26 protein-coding genes are annotated in these 19,577 nt (G+C 65.2%); 13 read left to right on the top strand and 13 right to left on the bottom strand.

Translation table 11 applies throughout. From position 1 onward, the window contains the following. A complete protein-coding gene (locus NS1_RS16860) occupies nt 1-324 on the bottom strand; it encodes a hypothetical protein (protein ID WP_063816163.1) in 324 nt (107 codons plus the stop codon). A 641-nt stretch (nt 325-965) separates the two neighbouring features. Here NS1_RS16860 and NS1_RS16855 point away from each other — a divergent pair. The 10 genes from NS1_RS16855 (at nt 966) to NS1_RS16815 (ending at nt 9,082) form a co-directional block, all read left to right on the top strand. Beyond that, nucleotides 966-3,110: an FtsK/SpoIIIE domain-containing protein gene (locus tag NS1_RS16855; protein WP_062985755.1), complete on the top strand. Its 2,145-nt coding sequence runs from the start codon at nt 966-968 to the stop codon at nt 3,108-3,110. Between the two features lie 278 nt (nt 3,111-3,388). Continuing rightward, nucleotides 3,389-3,907 (top strand): hypothetical protein, encoded by a 519-nt coding sequence (locus tag NS1_RS16850; RefSeq protein ID WP_157125241.1) that lies wholly within the window; start codon nt 3,389-3,391, stop codon nt 3,905-3,907. Between the two features lie 90 nt (nt 3,908-3,997). Then, nucleotides 3,998-4,354 (top strand): hypothetical protein, encoded by a 357-nt coding sequence (locus NS1_RS16845; RefSeq protein ID WP_062985751.1) that lies wholly within the window; start codon nt 3,998-4,000, stop codon nt 4,352-4,354. Between the two features lie 515 nt (nt 4,355-4,869). Then, nucleotides 4,870-5,721 (top strand): CpaE/TadZ family protein, encoded by an 852-nt coding sequence (locus tag NS1_RS41685; protein ID WP_255284567.1) that lies wholly within the window; start codon nt 4,870-4,872, stop codon nt 5,719-5,721. Between the two features lie 50 nt (nt 5,722-5,771). Continuing rightward, entirely contained in the window at nt 5,772-6,377 is a 606-nt protein-coding gene (locus tag NS1_RS16835) for a DUF8176 domain-containing protein (RefSeq protein WP_157125240.1), read from the top strand. 32 nt (nt 6,378-6,409) lie between these two features. Continuing rightward, nucleotides 6,410-6,940, top strand: a complete 531-nt coding sequence (locus NS1_RS16830) for a hypothetical protein (protein ID WP_062985745.1) — start codon at nt 6,410-6,412, stop codon at nt 6,938-6,940. 170 nt (nt 6,941-7,110) lie between these two features. Further along, entirely contained in the window at nt 7,111-7,641 is a 531-nt protein-coding gene (locus tag NS1_RS16825; protein ID WP_062985743.1) for a hypothetical protein, read from the top strand. 22 nt (nt 7,642-7,663) lie between these two features. Beyond that, nucleotides 7,664-7,828, top strand: coding sequence for a hypothetical protein (locus NS1_RS40060; RefSeq protein WP_157125239.1), 165 nt, complete (start codon nt 7,664-7,666; stop codon nt 7,826-7,828). 112 nt (nt 7,829-7,940) lie between these two features. After that, nucleotides 7,941-8,690, top strand: a complete 750-nt coding sequence (locus tag NS1_RS16820) for a hypothetical protein (protein WP_157125238.1) — start codon at nt 7,941-7,943, stop codon at nt 8,688-8,690. Beyond that, nucleotides 8,687-9,082 (top strand): hypothetical protein, encoded by a 396-nt coding sequence (locus NS1_RS16815; RefSeq protein WP_062985739.1) that lies wholly within the window; start codon nt 8,687-8,689, stop codon nt 9,080-9,082. The genes NS1_RS16820 and NS1_RS16815 overlap by 4 nt, the downstream gene beginning before the upstream one ends. A gap of 99 nt (nt 9,083-9,181) precedes the next feature. Here the strand turns inward: NS1_RS16815 and NS1_RS16810 are convergent, their stop codons facing one another. Beyond that, nucleotides 9,182-9,436 carry a hypothetical protein gene (locus NS1_RS16810; protein WP_157125237.1) on the bottom strand — a complete coding sequence of 85 codons (255 nt, stop codon included), beginning with the start codon at nt 9,434-9,436 and terminating at the stop codon, nt 9,182-9,184. Between the two features lie 213 nt (nt 9,437-9,649). Between NS1_RS16810 and NS1_RS16805 the strand changes: the two genes are divergently transcribed. The 3 genes from NS1_RS16805 to NS1_RS16795 all read left to right on the top strand — a co-directional run bounded on the left by NS1_RS16805 (nt 9,650) and on the right by NS1_RS16795 (nt 11,251). Next, complete coding sequence (locus NS1_RS16805) at nt 9,650-10,024, top strand: hypothetical protein (protein ID WP_062985735.1); 375 nt, start codon at nt 9,650-9,652, stop codon at nt 10,022-10,024. A 117-nt stretch (nt 10,025-10,141) separates the two neighbouring features. Further along, entirely contained in the window at nt 10,142-10,456 is a 315-nt protein-coding gene (locus NS1_RS16800) for a DUF6884 domain-containing protein (protein WP_157125236.1), read from the top strand. A 234-nt stretch (nt 10,457-10,690) separates the two neighbouring features. Next, nucleotides 10,691-11,251, top strand: a complete 561-nt coding sequence (locus NS1_RS16795) for a hypothetical protein (RefSeq protein ID WP_062985731.1) — start codon at nt 10,691-10,693, stop codon at nt 11,249-11,251. 427 nt (nt 11,252-11,678) lie between these two features. On the opposite strand, the gene NS1_RS16790 is transcribed toward NS1_RS16795, so the two are convergent. The 11 genes from NS1_RS16790 to NS1_RS16740 form a co-directional block, all read right to left on the bottom strand. Beyond that, on the bottom strand, nt 11,679-12,725 hold the full coding sequence (locus NS1_RS16790; RefSeq protein ID WP_062985729.1) for a replication protein RepA: 1,047 nt from the start codon (nt 12,723-12,725) through the stop codon (nt 11,679-11,681). 1,124 nt (nt 12,726-13,849) lie between these two features. Beyond that, nucleotides 13,850-14,167: a hypothetical protein gene (locus tag NS1_RS16785; protein WP_062985727.1), complete on the bottom strand. Its 318-nt coding sequence runs from the start codon at nt 14,165-14,167 to the stop codon at nt 13,850-13,852. 31 nt (nt 14,168-14,198) lie between these two features. Next, on the bottom strand, nt 14,199-14,657 hold the full coding sequence (locus NS1_RS16780; protein ID WP_062985725.1) for a hypothetical protein: 459 nt from the start codon (nt 14,655-14,657) through the stop codon (nt 14,199-14,201). Then, entirely contained in the window at nt 14,657-15,328 is a 672-nt protein-coding gene (locus NS1_RS16775; protein ID WP_157125235.1) for a hypothetical protein, read from the bottom strand. Before NS1_RS16775 ends, NS1_RS16780 begins: the two co-directional genes overlap by 1 nt. A gap of 77 nt (nt 15,329-15,405) precedes the next feature. Beyond that, a complete protein-coding gene (locus NS1_RS16770) occupies nt 15,406-15,642 on the bottom strand; it encodes a hypothetical protein (RefSeq protein ID WP_062985720.1) in 237 nt (78 codons plus the stop codon). A 52-nt stretch (nt 15,643-15,694) separates the two neighbouring features. Continuing rightward, entirely contained in the window at nt 15,695-16,129 is a 435-nt protein-coding gene (locus tag NS1_RS16765) for a hypothetical protein (RefSeq protein WP_062985718.1), read from the bottom strand. Nucleotides 16,130-16,293: 164 nt separating this feature from the next. Continuing rightward, on the bottom strand, nt 16,294-16,620 hold the full coding sequence (locus NS1_RS16760) for a WDGH domain-containing protein (RefSeq protein ID WP_062985717.1): 327 nt from the start codon (nt 16,618-16,620) through the stop codon (nt 16,294-16,296). Between the two features lie 157 nt (nt 16,621-16,777). After that, nucleotides 16,778-17,452, bottom strand: a complete 675-nt coding sequence (locus tag NS1_RS16755) for a hypothetical protein (RefSeq protein WP_062985715.1) — start codon at nt 17,450-17,452, stop codon at nt 16,778-16,780. Continuing rightward, nucleotides 17,449-18,357 carry an N-6 DNA methylase gene (locus NS1_RS16750; protein ID WP_062985713.1) on the bottom strand — a complete coding sequence of 303 codons (909 nt, stop codon included), beginning with the start codon at nt 18,355-18,357 and terminating at the stop codon, nt 17,449-17,451. The genes NS1_RS16755 and NS1_RS16750 overlap by 4 nt, the downstream gene beginning before the upstream one ends. Nucleotides 18,358-18,477: 120 nt before the next feature. Beyond that, nucleotides 18,478-18,699 (bottom strand): hypothetical protein, encoded by a 222-nt coding sequence (locus NS1_RS16745; protein ID WP_062985710.1) that lies wholly within the window; start codon nt 18,697-18,699, stop codon nt 18,478-18,480. A gap of 81 nt (nt 18,700-18,780) precedes the next feature. Beyond that, nucleotides 18,781-19,395: a hypothetical protein gene (locus tag NS1_RS16740; protein WP_062985709.1), complete on the bottom strand. Its 615-nt coding sequence runs from the start codon at nt 19,393-19,395 to the stop codon at nt 18,781-18,783. Nucleotides 19,396-19,577 lie beyond the last annotated feature (182 nt).

Raw genomic sequence — 19,577 nt, 5'->3', positions numbered from 1 at the left:
TCAGACCTGGATGCCGATCAGGCTGAGAAGGAACGCACCGAGGCCGCTGAGCGCGCCGGTGCTACCAGCGAGCGCGAAGAACAGAATTGCGACCAACGACAACCCGCCCTTTGTGACGACAGCGGAGACATTGCCTTTATTGGCTGCGAGACCGATCGCGCAGGCGATAAGCAGAATGATGAGAACGAAGGCGTTGTCGTTGATCCACTGCCGAAGTCCGGTGGTCGAAACCTCGGTCTGCTGCGCGAGGGCAGCACCGTGACTGACAGGCGGTGGATTCGGGATGGCGGAGTGGAATTCGAGTGCGGCTGCGACCACGGACATGACTTCTCCAACGGTTCGGTGTGCTCAAAGGGGGGTCATCGCGAACCGTAGGAAAAACGAGGGGACGAACTCAAACATCTATCTCGCGACCGCATCAACGGCCGAGGTGAGCGCAGGGAAGCCCTGGTGAAATCGCTGTGGGGAAGCGGTCGCTCTAGCGGTCCGCGCACCGCCGCTCCAGCGGTCTGATGAGCGCTCGATGGGACCGTGCGCGGCGAGCGGACATGGCACCGGGGGTGCAATCCGCAGAAATTGAGCGGTCCGAAAACCGGTGAAAATCCGCGCCCCATTGGGGTCACTCCCCCCTTACGGGGGGAGTGTACTACTGGAATTCCGCTCGCGCCAACATCATTCAGCACGCCCTGATCGATCGGTATTTCCAGCGGTCGCACCACCGGATGGTCAAGCGCATTCATGACTGGCCAGTCCGTGCGTTCCTACCGCTGCGTCGATCATTGCTCGACCGCCCCATTCAGCGGTCGTCGAGTGAGGCGGAGAGCGGTCGAAATAGCGCTCTGAACAGCGCGGTCGAACCGCTGCGGAGATAGATGTTTGAACTCGCTTAGCAAAAGTTGTCACAGTGCACTCAACGCGGCGGGATCGACCCGTCTGTCCACGTCAACACGTTGAGGGGAGGTGCGATGAGCGCAGGGGAGCCGGACCCGGTCAAGGACTGGCTGGTCGCCACCTGGCGTGATCTGGTTGGTGAGCGGTCGCCGGAGCGTGCTGACGGGGCGTCCGGCGCAGGCAAGTTCAAGCCGTTCTCGCACCTGGTCGCCCTTGTCGCGATTCTCGCAGCTGTTGCACCGCAGATCGCGGTGCTCCTCGGCGGCAACCCGAAGCTGCTTGAGGTGGCTGCTGTAGCTCATCAGCACCGGTTCGAGGCTGCGCTCATCGCGGGCGCCGCGATCACGCTGGACACCATCCGGTTTCGGCGGCACCGATACCAGACGATCGTGGAAGCGCTGGTGCGTCAGACCACTCGCCACGAGCCCGTCCGGGTGCGGGTGGCACTTTGGCCAGGTTTCTGGGCATTGCGGACCGCGCGGGTAAAGCTGCCGACCGCGACGATCATCCGCCCCAAGGAGTTCGACGACCTCGCCTCTGCAGTGAAGAAGTCCGGGCTCATGTACCGCGGGCCTCTGCTGGCCTTGCGCGCCGCTGTCCTGGCGCTGCTCGCACGCCACTTCATCGGTATGTCGGGGCGTTCACAGGGCTGGGCCATGACGGTGCATCACGAGGTCCACCGTGACCAGCTGATCGTGTCGCGCAAGCTGATCGAAACCGGAAAGCGCTCACCGCTGAGCACCCTGGAAAAGGTCGTGCGAGACAGCCCGTTGAAGGACCCCAAGGTCAGCGTTGTAGACCACGATGAAGATGGGGCGGAAGCTGCCTACCGCATCGACTTCGAACCCACCCTCAACACCGGCGCGGCCGCGTTCCAAAGCCGGGTCGAAGAGGCTCTGGCCAACCTCGCAGGCAAGCACGACTCAGGCCGCCACTGGGTAACCGAATGGCACGCCAACGAGGGCTATCTCCTGATGCGACTCCAGGCGCCCTTGCCCAACCGCAAGAACCACCCGCTCGAGCTGGTCGACGAGGACCTGAGGCACCTGCCCTACGCAACCGGTGCCGCCGACCTCACGCTGTTCTGGGATGTGTCGACGAAGTCGAACAAACCGCACTGCCTCATCGTCGGCCCCACCGGCGGCGGCAAGACCTCGGTGATTCGAACGATTCTGACCGAGGCCTCACGCCGCGGAATACCGTTCGTCGGTGTCGATCCGAAGATGATCGAACTCGACGGTTTGGAGGGCTACCCGGGCTGCGGTGCGATCGTCTACGACCCGATCCGTTCGGCCATGCTCGTGCGTGCCCTGCACTGCGAGATGATGGCGCGCAACCACTACGTGCACGTCCACAAGATCGAGCCGTCGGACCTGCCGCTGCTGCTCGCGGTCCTCGACGAGTTCTTCATCCTGTCCGGCAAGTGGCAGCGCTTGATGAAGACCGGCGACGAGGCAACCCGGAAGATCCTCGCCGAACTCGACCCACTGGGCGCGTGGGCCGACCTCGCCGTTCTCGCTCGTTCGGCCGGTATCCGCCTTCTGCTCGGCGTGCAGCGGCCCGACGCCTCGCTGTTCGGCAACAGCTCCGGCAACGCCCGCGACAACTTCGGAACCCGAATGAGCTTGGGCAACCTGTCCCAGGACGGTGCCTTGATGATGTGGGGTGACGCTCACGTCGGCCGCGACGTCGACACCTCGATCCCCGGCCGCGGCATGGTCACAGCACCCGACGGATCACCGGTCCCCGCGCAGATGTGGTGGACCCCGAACGTCGACCGGCACCCCAACAAATGGGACCAGCTCTCCGCCGAGGAACAGGCGCTCATCGAAGGTCTCATGCCGACCGAGGCGCCGCAGTTCGTCTGCTACAGCCGTGAACTGCGCGAGTTCCTCGAATCCGAGCGTGCGCTGGCCAAGCGCGCCCGCGAGAACGAAGACGCACCGGAACCGTTCATCCTCGGTGGCGACGACGACCTCGCCGACGCGATCCCGGCCTCGGCCGTCACCGCCGGCATGACCGTGCTGATCGACGACGATGACCGCGGCCTGATCCCGGTCACCGTCGAGGCCGTCGACGTCGTTCGCGATAGCGCCGGTGACGTGGTGCAGACCCGCCTCATCATCGCCACCAACGGCCGCGCCAAATTGACCGCCACCTTCGCGCCGCACGAAGTGGTCTTCCTGCCCGAAGCAGACGAGCTTCCCGACGCAGCATGACCAACCAGCGAAAGGACCAAACCCATGTTCAATACGTGCGTTACCGCGAACACATCCGTCGGCAGCTCGAGCGACCCCTTGCAGGGCGCCAGTCTTCTCTACTGCGCCTACGCCCCGGCTGGCCCGGCGCTCACCCTGTTCTGGACGATCACGGCACGCTCCCCGAAGCGGGACGAGCAATGACCGCCTCCGGCACTCTCGGAGTGCCCGCGCTCTCCTGCTCAATCGGTCGACTGCCAGGGTTCGGTTCGCGGCCGTACGAACCGATCAGATCCGCGATGATGATGCGAGCGCTCTACGCCGAAGTGAAGGCGCGCGAGGAGTACCTCGCCTTCGGTGAGCAGGAGGCCCTGACACCGCTGGCTGCTGAGTTCGTCGACGCGTCCTTGTTCGCCACTTGGCGGCAGCTCGCTGCACACGAGGAACCCGCGATCGCCGCACGTATCCGAGAGCTTGACCCACTCGGCGCACTCGCTGACGTGTCGGCCGCCGGAACCACCGTTCGGATCTCGATCCACGTCGCCGCTGAGCAGCGCGCAGTGCCCAGACTGAGCGCGTCGGTTCGTCGGCTCCTGAGTATGCGCCCCAGCGGTCCCGCACCCGCTTCGCGCTCGTCTGGCGAGCAGCAGGAGGAAGCGTCGGTCGAGGGCGCTCCTGCGATAACGAACCAGCGCGCCCGCCGCACCGCCACGATGCCCATTCTGCTCAGCCGGACGATGCGCACCTTCGCGCTCGTGCAAGCCGACATCGGACTGCGAATCGACGACTACGAAGGGCGCTGCTGTGGATCCGCGTGAAGACCAGGCAGCACCACCTCGCGGCCCGCCGCCAAACCGACTTTCACGGCCACCCCTAGAACCACACCTCTCCGGAAGGACCCGATCATCATGAGTCGCCGAATCTCCCAGTCCATCACCCCGACCGCGGAAGATGTCGCCGCGCTGCGTGAGCCATTCACCAACCGGGGCGCCAACGATCCCGTCGTCGCGGCGTTCCGCAACCTGCTCAAGGACGCCGTCCCGGACTGGCTGCACAAGCTCAACGAGACTCAGGAGCTCACCGCACCGCGGCTCGAGCAGATCCAGCAAGCAATCGCGACGCATCGCGACCTCATCGAGAAGGTGCTGCCCGATGGACAGATTCGCGACGAGGCACTCTCCCGGCTGACTGATGCCGAGGACATCGCGCGGGAGATGGGGACGGAGCTGGCAGGTGTCAGCGTGATGGGCGGGATTAGCGCGTGATGACCGACGTCGATGTCGAGATCACCTCCGAAACGACTGCGCGCGCAAGTCGCGCAGGATTGCCCTCGGTCGAACTGCAGGCCGAAGACCGAAGCGCACTCCTGCGGAAGGTCTTCTCGCTCACACAGCAGCAAGCAGCAAGTGACGGTGGCCCAGTCGAAGTCACGATCGCGGACGCGGGCCGCCGTCGGTACGTCACCGTCTCGCCAGACGGCACTGCAGCGCCATCCGCACCGTCGGGGCCAATCCCCGTGGTCGCGAAGGATCCGGATCCGGCCCCGGATGAATCGACCGGAAGCGGGCCCGTCCCCGCCGAGCCTGTGATGGTGTCGGCGGCGTCGATACCGCCTCCTCCACGGCGCGCACCCACGAAGTCGAACGTCGGGGTAGGAACCCAGCACGCACGGCCCACCAACAGTCGCGGCCCGGCCACGGCGCTTGCCGCGCCTTCGCTGTCGGTACCCCGGACAAGCCCCGCGGTGCGCGAGCCGGCTTCGCGGGGCCTTCGCGGCCGCATGAATAACCTGCTCCCGCTCAGTCTCCCGCCCAAGGAAGGGTCGGCCGAGATGCGGCTGCGAGTGGCCGCTGACATGATCACGGCGCCCATCGCCAGCTTCGAGAAGGTAGCGGTGGTCAACCCCAAAGGCGGTGTCGGGAAGACGCCGGTCGCGGTCGGGCTCGCAAGCACCATCGCCAAGCACCGCGGCAGCGGATCCGTAGTCTGTGCCGACCTCGCCGAGATCGGCGGGAGTCTGGCTGATCGAGTCGCGGTCCCGCCATTCGAAGGCCAGGACCTCGTCGCGCTCCTCGAAGACGCGGACGCGATCGCGGCACGGCCAGCGGCCCTGTCCCGCTATATGACCCGCCAGCCAACGGGCGAGGACATCATCGCCGGCGGCGCGACATACCCCTCCAACGGACGAGGCATCGGCTTCGACGACGCTGCGCAACTGGCCGAAGCTGTTTCGCACCATCGCGAGATCCTCATCGCCGACACCGGCAACAATCGCCTCGCCGGCGGCTGGCAGTGGGCCCTCCACAGCGCGTCGGTGGTCGTCGTCCCGGTACCGCTTCGCCGCGACGCGGCGGTGGCAGCGCACCGGATGCTTCTCGACGCAGCAGAGACCGCAGACGACGCCCTGTTTGCTCGCACCCTGGTGATCATCACCGACGGCCCTGGTGACCAACCGATGGTCGAAGAGGAAGCCGTCGAGGCGTTCGTGGGCCTCGGGATCCGAGTCCTGCGCATGCCGTACGAACCGCTCTTCGCCAACGGCGAGCGGATCGTCCCGAGTCAGCTTCGACGAGCCACGACCGACTCGCTCACGAACATCGCCTCATGGGTCATCGAACTGATCGTCCGCTGACACCTTTTCACTCCTCTCCGGTTACCTCCCCAACGAAAGGATGCCGAACCATGAAGACGCCGTTCACCACGAGGGCGACACGGCATCCCGCGGTCATCGAAACCCTCGGCGGATCCGCAGCCAGATCAACGCCCAATCGTCGACGCCTCTCCAAGCTCGCTCGCCCCGCCATGCTCGCCCTGGCTGGACTCCTCGTGCTCGGCGCGCTCGTCTGGGTTGCCACACACCCGACCGACCGCGGCGCCGAACCCGCGCCAGTCGCGGCGCCTCCAGCCACCGCCAGCCCCGCACCCACCAAGGCCGACCCCGCAGAGTGCGTTGCCACCAACGGCAACCAGAGCACCGGCGCCGAAGCCGTCAAGGCATTCGAATACGCGTACTACGTGGAACGGTCGGCGGCCGCCGCACGCAAGTTCGTCACGCCGACGTCGACGGTGATGACGGCAGAAGCGCTGCAGCCGCTGATCGATGCGCTGCCAGCTGGCACAACCCACTGCGTGCGCACCACCTCCCTCGGTGAAAGAGCGCCCGGGACAGAGGAAGTGTTCGGCCTGGTGCTCATCGAGCGCCGTCCCGGATTGCCAGCGAAGCAGTACGCCCACACCGTCACCACCAAGAAACTCGACGGGCTTTGGTTCGTCGACGTCTTCAAATAGCCCCCACCTCGACAACCGATAGGGAACCTCCAATGGCCCAGCCTGCCAACGCAATCAAGAAGACGAGCGCCGTGCTGGCCGCTGCCGTCGCCACGTTCACCGCGCTGTCCGGATGCGGCAGTGACCAGGATGTCCGAGCAGCCGCTGCGGTCTCCCCGTCGACCAGCGGCACCGTGATCACCGAAAACTCGACTGATCTGGGCAGCATCATCGTCGGCTGGGGAGAGCGAAACTCCGCAGATGAGATCACGACCCCCAAGCCCTCCGACGTCACGGCCAAGTGCTCAGGGCTGGGAGGCGATGAGCTGGTTGTCGATATCGCCGCACCACATGGCTGGCGGATCACCGCACGAAAGCCGAAGCAGACGTTGACGGTGGAAAACAGCGATCAGAACCTCGCTGCTGCCGAGATCGACACCGCCAACCGGTATCTGGCCGCTCTGACCTCGGTAGATTGGTCCCAGCCGGGTCAAGTCGACATCGCCGCCACCGCGCCCGCGCCGACGAGCTGGAAAGCCCCCTCGCCGCGGAGCTTCTACCTTTCCCTCCATGTCACATGCTGAGTTGCCAGATCCGGATCTTGCAGACAGCCGCAATAATGCCGCTGACCAGGATTGATAGCACGTCCCCGGCATCATCGGCGAGTCGGTGAACGGATGCAGAACGCCGACTAGACCTTATCGCTAATAGGCGATAAGGTAGACGGGTCGCCACCACTCGAAAGGACCCGCGAATGACGCTCATCGCCACCCTCGCTGCCGTCGCGCTCATCGGACTCGCTGTCTGGCGCTATGCCCCGCTCGTTGCTCGAGTAGTCGGTGCGGCATTGATGGCACTGTCCGCGATCGGGCTCGTCACGGGCCTCGCCCCGCTGGGTGCTCTCGTGCCGCTGATGCTGGGGCTCGTTCTGTGGCTGATCGGCCACCTGCTCACCGCGTACCGAAAGAACAGCTGGAAGTCCCGCATCGCATTCGCGTTCTTCGACCGGACACCGCTGTACGTACTCGACCCGCTGTACCGCGCCAAGCGGCGGCGTCAGCGGGCAAAGGAGCGTGACCTGAACGCCCAGAAGCGTCGCGAGCAGCGGGATGAACGGGCCGAGCAGCGTCGTGAGCAGCGCCGTGGTCGTGCCGCTGAACGCCGTGCGATGCGCCAAGCCGACGGGGCGGCGCGGCACAACGAGCCGCTGTCCGACGACGACTTCCGGCTCTGGGAAGCCGAGCTCGACGTACCGGACCCGCGCACAGACCGTCACCAGGCCTAAAAGACAAACCGAAGGAGTGGCCATGTTCGAAATCCAGGCAGAATTCGGCAGTTCGACGCTTGAGCAATTCAGCGCCTGCCTGCACAACAACTCGACCGTCACCGAAGTAGGGGAGGCAGACCTCGCGCTGATCTGCGACGACTGCAACCTGCACCTCGAAACGATTCCCCGAACCGAACCCACCTGAAGCCAACCGGACGTGAGTCGCCGCACGGTGGGGACCGCGTCCCGTAGATCGCGCAGAACCTGCAGTTATGGCCCGCTCGGCCGATTTCCGCCACACCAAGAAGGATGTCGAAATGACCATCACCACCGGTGATTACGCTGCCCCCGACCACCTGGCAGATGTGTCCTCCGCGCTCCGCGCGCGGATGCACGCCCAGAGTCACTACGAGATCGAGGGTCAGCAGACCGACGACGCCGCCGCGCTCTCGGCCGCCCGTCGAGTGATCGCCCTGCTCGACACCCCGGCCCCAGCCGACGCTCCCGACTCGGCCACCCTCACCATCCGGTCGGTCGAGGCCATGGCCGCGACATACGGTCTGCTCGCCGACGACGTGGAAGGGTTGCTGTACGCCATCGACCGAGACGGCGTCGAGTGGGCCGTGGGTCCTCACCACACCAGCAAAGGCCTGGTCGCGTGGCCTGTCTCGGGTGAGGTGGCCTGGCCGATCCCGCTGCGCGCCCTAGTTGCCGACCATGGCCCTCTCGCGCTGGACCCGAGCACGGCTGAGCAGATGGGTGGGTTCGGTGCCGCCGTGCCCGCCGCCGAGGTTGCCGCCCGGATCATGTCGCTGCTTCTGCACCACGGCATCCGCGCCACCGCCGTCGCCGACGACGACGACGTAATCAGCGTGTGGAACCCGACCGCTGCGACCACCGACGAATGGAACCACCGAGTGATGGTGGTCCTGCGCGATACCTACGGAGTGCTCGCCAACTTCGACAACGCCGATGGCGCGCTGGAAATCGAACTCTCCACCCTCGTCCCAACCCCGCCCTCTCAGGCCACCGCTCCTGCCGAGGTCAAGAGCGAGGCGACCCGATGAGCAACACGCACCCCGCCACCGACTGCCATGCCCACCACGCGATCGTGTCCGACGTGGAGGCCGAAGTTGTCACGCTCTGCGGCTCGATGCGGTTCTTCGACCAGATGCTCACCGTCGCGGCCGAACTCACCGCCGCGGGCAGCATCGTCCTCACACCGTTTTGCGTCGTGGCTATCAGCGACCAGGACACCATGGCCAAGGTTGCGCTCGACGAGCTGCACCGCGACAAGATCAGGCTCGCGACCTGGCGCATTGTCGTCATCACCGACCGGACCGGCTACATCGGCGACTCGACCCGCGCCGAAATGGTTTTCGCCGAGTCGCTCGGCCTGGCCGTCGAGCTGTGCCAGGTCGAACGCGAGATCGCCGAACCCGCACCCCAGCTCAACTGAAGAACCCGACCCCGCCACTGATTCCGGCCACCCGCATACCGCAGGTGGCCGGAATTGGTTCACGCGAACGGTCTCGATGTCGACCTTTGGTCAACGTGCCTACGGTGTCACAGAGGGCTCTTCGTCCTGCCCGTACAGAGTGTTCGCTCCGACCAGTCGCAGCAATTCGACCTCAACCCCCAACCGCTCGCGGCTGTCGCGGGCTGCCATCGCCTCGGCAATCGCCGCGCCCCCATGTCGCTCGAGCAGCTCGTGGTGCATCGCCGCAGCGATCTCACTCTCACCGCGCAGGTGCGCGGCGTGCACACGGTCGGCCAGTTCCAAAACGTCAACGTGGCCAGGGGTTTCGCTCACCTCGGCGATTGTGCCCCATAGGCGACGACTGTTCCGAGAAATGACTCGGACGATTCGATCGCGGCGACGGAACGATGTTCCACGGGCCGACTGCTCAGGCTGCGCCAGGTCGAGCTGCGGCCCGAGCGAGTTTCGGGAAGGAGACTCAGCGCTTGACCTTATCGCCAATAGGCGATAAGGTTGGGTTCAACAAACCACACACGAGGAGAACCGATGACCCAGAAGAGCATCTACGCCGTCAAGGTCCAGCCCATCGTCACCGGCACGATCGGCATCGTCACCGGCCCCGCCTTCACGGTGGAGGTCGAGGCCAATGACCTGGCCCAGGCCGAGCGGCGCGCCATCCGTCGGGCGGTAGCCAATGCCGTCTCCTACAACGAGCGAAACCAGTACGCCGTCGGCAACGGCGACATCCCCGAGCGCTCCGAGAGCTCCAATGACTACCGAGCGATCGCTGCCCGGCTCACGTCGACCGATGAGGCGCCGATCCGGGCGGCAAGCACCCCGGTCGAACCAGCGGCGCCGAAGAAGGTGCTCGTCACTGTCGACATCACGGCGCTGCTTCTCACCGCGTTGAGCGAGAGCTGACCCAACACCAAGCGAATGGCCCCGCCAACACCACGGCGGGGCCATTCGTGTTTCGAACCAGCCCACCGCTATATCCCACGGAAAGGCAGACCGGTGTCTCAGCCCAGCCTCGTGATCGTGGCCTGCAGCAAGCAGAAGGCGCCCCAGCCGTTGCCAGCATTCGAGTTGTATCAGGGGCCCTTCACCCAGCTCTGCCTTCGTGCGGCCCGAACCCACGTCGGCGACAGTCACATTCGCATCTTGTCCGCAGCGCACGGACTGCTCCGGCTCGACGAAGTCGTCGAACCCTATGACGTTCGGCTCACCGAGGCCTCTGCGCTTATTGCGAAGGTCCGAGATCAGGCAGCCCGCACTGATCTCCTCGCCGAACAGGTCATGGCGCTCACGCCGAAGGAATCCCCGCAATCGTCGTCGCGGTCTGGCAGCACGTGATCACCCCACTGGCCGGTGCATCTGGCATCGGGGTGCACCGTCACCGGCTGTCAGGGATGATTCGCGCCGCTGACCAGGGGAGATGACATGTCCCCCACCCACCTCGCAGCGCCGGCGCCGGCCCGTCGGCCATCGGCCATCGGCCGACCACACAACCCCGGTGTCTGCCTGTGTGGCCCGCAGTTCGGCGCGCACTCGCGGAGTTGCCCGCCAATTAGCAGTAAAGTTCGCCGTGTGACCCTCAAATGCCTGTCGTACAAGGAGTACGGCGAGATCCACGGACTCACCGCGAGGTCTGCGAGAACGTACTTCGAAGCCGGTCGGCTCGCTGACCCCGATGTGGTGATTGGCGGCGGAGTGCTGCGCGGGCAGGTCGAGGGGCTTGAGCTCCGCGAAGACGATGATGGGCGAAACTCCCGCAGCGATGCCCGCTACGGCTGGCTGCCAGAGACCGCCGTGAGCTGGGAACGAGTAGGCCGCGGCGCTCGGACCGACCTAGCACCCGTGGCCCGGGAACGGAAGCAGCCGACCGCGTATCTGTCGTACAAAGAGTTCGGCGAGATCCACGGCTTGACCGAGAGGTCTGCAAGAACGTACTTCGAAGACGGCCGGCTACCCGATCCAGACGTCGTTGTCGGGGGCGGGAAGCTACGCGGCGAAGTCGAGGGGCTTGAGCTCCGCGAAGGCGATGATGGGCGGAGCTCCCGCAGCGATGCCCGCTCCGGCTGGCTGCCACAGACCGCGCTGGCTTGGCGGCGTGTCGGACAGGGAACCAGGACTGACCTGCAGAGATGACACGTCCCGCGAAGTCTTCGAAAACGTACTTCGAACGGTAGCCAGCCGTAGCGGGCGGAGACCGCGCTGGGGTGGCGCCGGGTCGGACAGGGAACACGCACTGGATGTCGATGTCTGCATCGGACCAGGCACGCGTCCCCGAGCTTGAGCAAAGAGCGACACTGGGCGGCGTCGTGGTGACGCGGTGCGACGCCTGAACAAACCAACTGCTGCGAGAGGCGCGTGAGTCATCATCTTCCAGGCGTTCGAGCCCCTCGACCTGCCCGCGCAGCAGCCCGCCCCCGATCACCACATCCAGGCTCGGGAAATCGACCATGCGTGGTACATCCACAACCGGGGGCGCGTACTCGACGGTGACGACCGGGAACGTAGGACGAAAACGCCCGTCCTGCACCCTATTTCGGACACGTGGAAGGGCTTCGTTCCCTCAGAACGGTGGATGGCCGTTCTCCTCGTACCAGGCTTCCTCGTAGCCGTTGTTCTCGTTCCAGCCTTTCGGCGGCACGTCAGTCCCACCGGGCCCGACCAGGATTCCCTTTTCGACGATGCGCGCGTTGGCTTTCGGATACGCGCGCTTCACGCATTCCAGGGCATTGCTCAGGGAGAGCTTGTATTTGCGGATGGCCTGCCGACTGCTGTTCGGGGTCACGGTGCTGCCGAACTGCGGCATGGTGGCGTTCCAGCTCACGAGGCGGTACTCGTCTTCGTAGGACATTCGCCGGGTCAACCACACGTAGAGGTCGAAGGCCATCGCCGACCCGCGCGCATCACCACGCAGCTTGCGAATCGTGTTGGCGTCCACCGGCACCGGGTTCTTGATCGACATGTCGAAATACTCTTGGGAGAGAATCACCGTGGACTCGAGCATGTCCATCTGCGCGATCTGCGTCTTCCGTCGCCGGGTCTCGCTCTGTTTCAGCCAGAGGGTGTGACCGACGGCAACGGAGCTCTGCTGATGATCCAGGGGGCGGCTGCCGTCTCTGGCGGCTTCGACGCGGACGGAGATGAACGACGAGAAAAGTTTGTCGGCTTGCTCGCGCACCTGGGTGATGTTGCCCCGCGCACCGCCGGACTGCTGCTCTCGTTCGATTCCGATCTGTTCCATGAAATCGGCGAGGTTGTCGCCGAGGACCAGCTTGCGGCTCCTGGTGCGGTAGGCCTCGCTGGCGCACCAGACCCCGATCAGCCGGGCCATCATCCCGTATGGGAGCCCGATCGAGATGGTCTCACCATTCTCGTCTTGGCCGGTTCCGGCCTGCCATGTCACAGTCTGCGGTCCGTTCTTGCGGACCCACTTGTCGACCGTGATGTCAGGCTTGTTGTACGGCATGCTGGTGATGGCCATGTGCTTCGGTGCTAGACGCACCTTCCGCTTCTTCGGCGCGGGCTGCTGCGAGATGGGGTGCAGCGGCATGGTCTCGCCCGGCGGCAAGTCCAGCGCTGACTGAATGCTGGGAGCCATGCTCGCGATCATGCCACCCCTCGTGCTGTGGCGAGGTTCAGTGCTGGTCGTGTCGAGAGATCCGCCCCGGTCAGCGAAGCATTGGTTTACATCCCAGCAGCCGGCGCGCGCCCGTGCAGCGAAGAAACGGTTTACCTTCAGCTGGCCACACCGGGTTGGACAGCGCGTTGCCGCAGGTGAGTACGGGTATCGGCCCCCAACGAAGAAGAGGTTTACGTCCAGGACCGACGATCCGGTAGGCGAGACGGGCGAGTCGATCTGCGCAGCGAAGAAGCGGTTTACAAAGGGAGGCGAGCTGCGAAGATGCGGCCGGGCGACACCACGGCGAGCGCAGCGAAGAAACAGTTTCGCCTGCAGGATGGGCGCACGGGGCACCCTCGAACGAAGAAACAGTTTCGCCGCAAGTGACGGAGACTCGCCGGGAGTTCAGCGAAGAAACGGTTTACGGTCGGCGAAGAATCGGTTTACCGATCTGACCTGTGGATGAGTACGAAGAAACAGTTTCCCCTGTGGATAAATCGCAGCCTTCTCGGCGAAGAAACGGTTTACCGCACAGGCGGCATTTCCCCAGGAAACAACGAAGAAACGGTTTACTTGACAGCGAAGAAACGGTTTACGCGACACACCCAAAAATGCAGGTCAGAGGTCATAAATCGCGATCCCCCTGTATTTAAACCCCCTATGAAAGATTACCTGTTAGGGTGGCTTCCGGATCGGCTGTGGATAGTCGGCCCAACAGGATTCCCGCTCTGGGCTGCTTATCCAGGACCATCCCCCGAGGTCAACGGCGACGCCGCACGTCGATTCGTGCTCCACAGCTAGGCGATGGCCATCTCAGACCGCAGAATGCCGCCTCGTCGGTGCGCTCCCGGTCTCTGCTCATCGACATCTGCGGCCAAAGCTCACCCGAGCGAACCAGTATGGGACGAAGCGGGTTCAGTTGCAGCGGTGAGGCCGAGGCCCTCAGGCCTTGTCTGAACGTGATCGTCGACGGCTATCGCCGCAGCTCTTGCCGCACCAGCCGCAGCACTCCTGCCATCGATCGTGATGACGTCGCCGCCTCAGTTGGCCGTCGAGAACCCTCCTAGATCCATCATCGAGTTACCTGCGGTGTGCGAAATTTCAGGCAGGCCGCTTCACGGCGTCACCAGGGTTGGTTCGTCGACGTCAGCGGTCCAACCGGTGGTGACACACCCGCGCCATTCACCGCCGACTCTCAGCAGGTCGCCGACTTCGATCGGCCGCAAATCACGGTCGGCATACCGGACAGCGGCGTCGATCGCACGAGCGTCTGTCGGCGCGCCGTGGCTTACCGCAAACGCGGTCCCAGTTGGATCACCGCTGTCGGTGACGAATTCGAACACCTTGGTGACCGGCGGCGTGTCGTTAGACGACGCCGAATCGTTTGCTGCTCTGTGAAAGATCTCGACGACGACGGTCGATGGGTAGCTCATGTCGTCACCCTCCCTGTGTGTAAGGCGTGGCCTATGTGATGTGCGTGATGTCTGTGCGATCGACCTCCTGGCGAAGGAGTTCGGCGAGGTTGTAGTAGGTCACCTCGGTGCCGGCCGAAGGTGCGTCGTTAGTTCGGGTCCGGGTTCGAGCGAGTCGCCGGCGAGCGGCAGTGCGCCAATCGATTGCTCCGGCCTCGGTCCGGGGGACCTCGATCGAATAGCGCTGCTCGGCCGCGGCGACCACTCGGTCCCATCCAGCGGGCCCGAGCTTGCGCTGGACTCGGATCGCTGGGATGGATGCTCGGAGGCTGCGTGGGAGCTCGTGAATGACTCGGCCGATCGAGTTCACTGATGGACCGTCGGTCCATGTGCACACGATGCCCTCACCGCCGCGCTGCCAGCTGAACTGTGTGCGGGGCCAGAGCGATTCGGCGCGTGTCCTGAGGTGCGCGTGGGCGAGGTCCAGCTGGGTATCCGGTGTGTGCGTCATCAGTGTTCTCCCTGGGTTGTCGTCGAGTTGGTTGAGCAGTCGATGAGGAGGTAGCCGGCTATCCGGAGCGCGGCGGCGTGGTCGCCAGCCACGTCGAAGGGACCGCCGAACAGGTCGTTGGTACTTGAGATGGCGCCGCTGCTGGTGCAGGCAAGAATGCTGGTCAGACCGTGGCCTGAGCTGCTCGGGTTCGCGGTGGTGACTGCGAGGTAGCCGACCTTGTCCGCCGCCGAGGTGCCTGGGGTGATCTCGTACCAGCGTGTGTCGCTGGTGAGCACGCTGGTACGGATGGTGGCGGGGGCTCCGGGCTGGCGGCGTGCGAAGTGGGCGGGGGTAGCCGCGGTACTGAGGTTGTGGACGCCCTGACGCGAGATGCCGAGCTCGGCTGCGACCGTCCCCAAACTCACGGAGGGGTCCTGTGCTCGTCGCCACTGCAGCACAGCGCGGCGATACCCGGTCAGACGGCGGGCTCGGCTGACGTTAATGCCGCCGGTGACGTGCAGATACGAGCGACCGACCAGGATCAGACTGACGGAAGCGGCCGAGACCGAAGTCAGTTCAGAGATGGCGGTGGCCGAGAGTTGTTCCTGGACATGCAACTGGACGATGCGTCGCACTGTCGCGTCGGAAAGCCTGGCTCGCCGCGGTGACGGCGAGCTGGAGTAAGTCATGGCAGTCGTCCTTCAAGAGGAGTGGCGCTGTTGTGGAGCGGGCGGAAGCTGACTGCCCCACAGCGACATTCGTGGAATTAGCGATCGAGCTGGTCGGCGACGCGGTCGAGCTGGTCGCTGATTTCGGCGGCCATCTGGGCAACCTTGGGGGAGGTGCCGGTGCCACAGAGGAGTGAGGCGCGTGCGGCGGTGGCGACTCGGCGCAAGGTGGCCGCCATCAGCGTCCAGTCGTCGGGAGACGTAGCGGCGATCTGGCTGAAGTGGATGTGGAAGGCGGGCGAGAGGGGGCTGGTGGTGGACAGGATCGCGGTCATGGCAGGGCCTTTCGGTGGAAGTAGCAGGTGGTTACGGGTGGCGGTGCTGCGGTCAGGCGGCCCCGCGGGGTTCGCCCCGACTCACGAGGCCAGGGCATCCGGTGTGCGGGCGGGTACATGCGTGGATGCCGAGTTGAGTGACGCCGCCGGGGGCGTAGGCACCTAGCGCGATGCCCTGGGCAAGTGCGCCGAGCGCAGACCCACGCTGTCGCCCACCGAACTGCAAATCGTCGCCATGGGCGGCGATCGTGTCGACGGCCTTCTGCCGCGTGATATTTCGGCGGTGGTCGGACCACGTCCGGATTTCGGCGATGGACAGCGGCACCAGGGCGAGGAGCACGTCGACGAGGTTGGTGTGGAAGGTCTCGGCAGCGCGGCCCTGCCGGTTCTGACTGGCGGGCGGAGCTGTGTAGTCAGGGTCGGCGGTGACGAGGCCGAAGGGGCCCCACTCGACCGCCGGCTGAGGGGTGGCGTCGTTGTCGGTCATGGTCGGTCCTTCCCTAGGATTTCGTCGGCTTCGCCTAGCAGGCGGCGGGGATGTGTCATCTGTGCTGGTCAGAGGCGCAATTGTGGTTGGCAAGCGTGTGCTGGTCTTGGACCGTTTATGGCTGTGACCAGCGCAGATGACACGTCCCCTGAGTTCGGGGTGTCTCAGGCGAGTCCGCCGGCGGCGAGGGCCAACGTGGTGAGCCGGCGCAAGGTCTCGGTCTTATCGGCGCCGTCCCACCGGGCACGAGGATCCGACGGCGAGACGAACTGGAGGTGGGCGAAGAGATCGAGGTCATCAGGGTGGATGTGCCAGGTCAGGGCTCCCGCTGCGCTGGGCACGTGCAGCACTGCCATCCAGTCGTGTTGCGGGTCGGAGATCGACAGCACGGCTGTGGGTGCGAGTGCTGCGGTGATCCAGGCCAGTAGCTGGGCGCGCTCGCGGTATAGGGCGCGCGATTTCGGGTCATCGGTCGGGAAGGTGGTGGTCATCGGTGGGCTCCGGTCGGCTGGAGGCGGTTGCGATCGACGAAAACTGCGGTGACCAGGGCCGATGGCACGTCCCTGTGCTTGGGTTCTTTTGGTGGTGCCGCGGCCGAGCGAGTGGCTCGATATCGACCGCAGGCGTGGGACGTGCCATCGGTGCTGGTCAGGAGGGTGGGACGTGCATCCAGGTGGTGGGGATGCGGCCCAGTTCGGCGTTGGCGATGATTTGCTCGGCGATGTCGAGGGCTTCGCTGGTGAGCTCGGCGTGGCGGTCGTTGTGCGAAGCGGTTCGCGCGCCGTCGTTCTCGGCTCCTGGGTCGGCTTGGTAGGCGCGGACTAGCTCGTCGATCTCGGCGTGCTTGGCGGCCAGGGCGTCGACTAGGCGGTCGGGATCTGAATTGCCGGGCTGGCGCCGGTGCAGAACGATGCTGCGGGAGCACACCACTGCGAGGTAGTCGGCCACGTCGGCGGGGGCGAGCGCGCCGTGCCAATGCACGTGCGTCTTCTCGCCGATGTCGACGAGCTGCCACCCGAGACCGGGCCACCGGTGGTGCAGTGCGGCTTCCATCAGCTCGCGGCGCGCGTCTCGGTTGTGGGCGTTGTTGCTCGGGACGATCGAGAATTCTTCGAAGCCGTCGGTGTAGTAGCGGGTGAGGACGTTCCAGAATCGGCTGTGGTCGTGGATGATTCGGCCAGGCCGTGCGGGAGTGGAGATGATGGTGTCGAGGTAGGCGACGACCTCGCTGGCGGTGCGGTTGACCGCGACGGTGTCAACGAGGGTGCCCGAGGCATCGCTGAAGGCGGCATGGCGGGTGACGTTGTAGCGAATTGTGTTCATGCTGCGTGTCCCTTCTCGGACTTCTTGGTGTTGATGTCGGCGACGAGCTTTTCGACGTCGCGGACGGCGTCGCGGATGGCGGTGGCGGTGGCGATTCGGCCGACGAGATCGTTGTGGTGGCCGAGGATTTCGGCGCGCTGTGCGATGGCGAGTTCGAGGGCGTCGCCGTGGGTGAGGATGTCGCCGTGGAACAGCACGACCGCGTCGCCGAGGCCCCACAGGTAGGTGTTGACCGCGCAGCCAGCGACGGCGAGGGCATCGATGTCGCCCATGAACCATCGGTAGTCGGCCGGATCTGCGCCGCGTACTCGAAGGACTTCGGCGACCGAGCGGATCATGCCGCCGGTCCCGGCGGTTGGTTCGCCCAGCCATCCGCCGGTCTGGGGCAGCTCGGTCATGGTGGTCACATAGGCCATCAGGTCGGATACGTCTGCGGGAGTGTGGAATTCGCCGAGGGCTTGGCGGGCTCCGCGTGAGCGGAGTTGGGTCAGTACCGCGCCGAGGACGTCGGCGCCGGACCGGTTCGCAGGATCGGCGGAGGCGGTGATGTCGAGCAGGCCGTGGCGGAACGCGGCCGCGGCGATGGCGCGGACGCCGGCGATGGTGGCGCGGTCGGGTTCCTCGTCGAGGATCCATCGGCTGATCGGCAGCGACATGCGCCCGAGGTAGGGGAATCGAACCCAGAACGGGGCCCACAGCTCCCGGCGGAGAACATGCACGAGCTTGTCGTCGGGCATGTGCTCCCAGGCGTTGGCGATCGCGGCGGGTGTCGCGATGTCGGAGACCTGCAACATGGTGAGGGCGGCGACGGTGCCCAGGGGGATGGCGATGTCATTGGAGTGCGCGTGTGCATACCAGGCCGCTCCGACGGCTTCGGCGATGCTGTGTTCGCGTTTCGTGGGCATGGCTGATCAACCTCCTTCGGAGGGTCGGGTGTGTGGTGAGTGGGTGAGATCCGGTGCCGCGGAGGGGTGCGCCAGCCGGGGGACTGGTTCCGGCCGCCGCGGCACCGGGGCTAGGGGCGCCTAGATGAGGCGGTACTCGCGTCCGCTGTTGCGGGTGACGCGGTTGATGTACGCGTCGAGGTCATGAGTGCAGGTCTGCTGCTGTATCTCGCCGTCCCGGAGCCAGAAGGCTGTGAACCTGGTCCGCCCGTAGGCGTCGACGGGGATGTCGTCGTGTCGGAGGACGAGGATCTCGTTCGCGGTGCGGAAGTCGGCGACGGCTGGATTCTGTGCGATCTTCACGGTGTACTCCCTGCGGTTGGTTGGGGTTCAGCCGCGAGGGCTGGGTTGCTACGACTCGGAATTAGGTGTTCCGGGTGGGCGTCATGCGGATGGCAGTAGTGCCGCGAGCTGGGCGAGGTGCGGGCGGAGATCGAGGATGTAGTGGCCGTGGCTGTTCTTGGTGAGACCGGCGGTGCGGGGGTTGAGGTGTGTTGTCCAGTCGTGGACGTCGATGGCTGCCAGGTGAGCGTTGTAGGTGGTGTCGACAGCGCCGGTGTCGTCGCGCATGACCAGTGGGGTCAGTCCGTTGTCGCGCCAGTCGAGTTCGACGGTGCGCACGGTGGGCGTGAACTCGAAAAGACACAGCGCGATCCGTTGCAGCAGCAGGGTGTTGAGGCGGGACTCGGTGGCCTGGTCGCGCGGGGCTTGGTAGGCGGCGTGGAGTTGGTCGTCGAGTTGCTGTTCGTAGTGTGCGTAGGCGAGACCCCAAGCGTGGTTGACCGTGGGGGATGTGTCATTTGTGCTGGTCAGTCCCGCGTTCCGGCGGAAGCACTCGACGAGCGTTTCGGCAGCGGCGGCGAGGTCTTCGGCGGCAGCGTGCTTGGTGTCGCTGGAGCTGCCCTCGGCGGCCTGTCGGTACTCGTTGATGGTTTGGGCGAGTGCACCGATGTCGAACAGGTTGTAATCGGCGGTGGCGGTGAGGGCTGAAGTGCTCATACCAATGACTATACCGACAATAGGCGATAAGGTTAGAATGGAGTGAGTAACAATTAGATAACGCACGGATAGGATTGGTTGCCGGTCACCGGTGTATGTGTGCTGTTGTACCACAACGTATTTGGGGTGTTGCTGTTCGAATTCGGTTGTAGGACAATGGTATTGGGTGTGATTGCGTTGTT

The organism is Nocardia salmonicida NBRC 13393, from assembly GCF_001613085.1.
GTDB classification, from domain to species: domain Bacteria; phylum Actinomycetota; class Actinomycetes; order Mycobacteriales; family Mycobacteriaceae; genus Nocardia; species Nocardia salmonicida.
Note: the sequence above shows the minus strand (reverse complement) of the source record. Positions and strands in the feature narration are given on the sequence as shown.

What these genes read in the sequence shown, in the direction of transcription:
- NS1_RS16805 (WP_062985735.1), top strand. Translation starts at nt 9,650, where the DNA reads ATGACCCAGAAGAGCATCTACGCCGTCAAGGTCCAGCCCATCGTCACC.
- NS1_RS16860 (WP_063816163.1), bottom strand. Translation starts at nt 324, where the DNA reads ATGTCCGTGGTCGCAGCCGCACTCGAATTCCACTCCGCCATCCCGAAT.
- NS1_RS16785 (WP_062985727.1), bottom strand. Translation starts at nt 14,167, where the DNA reads ATGAGCTACCCATCGACCGTCGTCGTCGAGATCTTTCACAGAGCAGCA.
- NS1_RS16845 (WP_062985751.1), top strand. Translation starts at nt 3,998, where the DNA reads ATGAGTCGCCGAATCTCCCAGTCCATCACCCCGACCGCGGAAGATGTC.
- NS1_RS16850 (WP_157125241.1), top strand. Translation starts at nt 3,389, where the DNA reads ATGATGATGCGAGCGCTCTACGCCGAAGTGAAGGCGCGCGAGGAGTAC.
- NS1_RS40060 (WP_157125239.1), top strand. Translation starts at nt 7,664, where the DNA reads ATGTTCGAAATCCAGGCAGAATTCGGCAGTTCGACGCTTGAGCAATTC.
- NS1_RS16835 (WP_157125240.1), top strand. Translation starts at nt 5,772, where the DNA reads ATGAAGACGCCGTTCACCACGAGGGCGACACGGCATCCCGCGGTCATC.
- NS1_RS41685 (WP_255284567.1), top strand. Translation starts at nt 4,870, where the DNA reads ATGAATAACCTGCTCCCGCTCAGTCTCCCGCCCAAGGAAGGGTCGGCC.
- NS1_RS16740 (WP_062985709.1), bottom strand. Translation starts at nt 19,395, where the DNA reads ATGAGCACTTCAGCCCTCACCGCCACCGCCGATTACAACCTGTTCGAC.
- NS1_RS16790 (WP_062985729.1), bottom strand. Translation starts at nt 12,725, where the DNA reads ATGATCGCGAGCATGGCTCCCAGCATTCAGTCAGCGCTGGACTTGCCG.
- NS1_RS16820 (WP_157125238.1), top strand. Translation starts at nt 7,941, where the DNA reads ATGACCATCACCACCGGTGATTACGCTGCCCCCGACCACCTGGCAGAT.
- NS1_RS16815 (WP_062985739.1), top strand. Translation starts at nt 8,687, where the DNA reads ATGAGCAACACGCACCCCGCCACCGACTGCCATGCCCACCACGCGATC.
- NS1_RS16770 (WP_062985720.1), bottom strand. Translation starts at nt 15,642, where the DNA reads ATGACCGCGATCCTGTCCACCACCAGCCCCCTCTCGCCCGCCTTCCAC.
- NS1_RS16780 (WP_062985725.1), bottom strand. Translation starts at nt 14,657, where the DNA reads ATGACGCACACACCGGATACCCAGCTGGACCTCGCCCACGCGCACCTC.
- NS1_RS16830 (WP_062985745.1), top strand. Translation starts at nt 6,410, where the DNA reads ATGGCCCAGCCTGCCAACGCAATCAAGAAGACGAGCGCCGTGCTGGCC.
- NS1_RS16755 (WP_062985715.1), bottom strand. Translation starts at nt 17,452, where the DNA reads ATGAACACAATTCGCTACAACGTCACCCGCCATGCCGCCTTCAGCGAT.
- NS1_RS16750 (WP_062985713.1), bottom strand. Translation starts at nt 18,357, where the DNA reads ATGCCCACGAAACGCGAACACAGCATCGCCGAAGCCGTCGGAGCGGCC.
- NS1_RS16855 (WP_062985755.1), top strand. Translation starts at nt 966, where the DNA reads ATGAGCGCAGGGGAGCCGGACCCGGTCAAGGACTGGCTGGTCGCCACC.
- NS1_RS16765 (WP_062985718.1), bottom strand. Translation starts at nt 16,129, where the DNA reads ATGACCGACAACGACGCCACCCCTCAGCCGGCGGTCGAGTGGGGCCCC.
- NS1_RS16760 (WP_062985717.1), bottom strand. Translation starts at nt 16,620, where the DNA reads ATGACCACCACCTTCCCGACCGATGACCCGAAATCGCGCGCCCTATAC.
- NS1_RS16775 (WP_157125235.1), bottom strand. Translation starts at nt 15,328, where the DNA reads ATGACTTACTCCAGCTCGCCGTCACCGCGGCGAGCCAGGCTTTCCGAC.
- NS1_RS16825 (WP_062985743.1), top strand. Translation starts at nt 7,111, where the DNA reads ATGACGCTCATCGCCACCCTCGCTGCCGTCGCGCTCATCGGACTCGCT.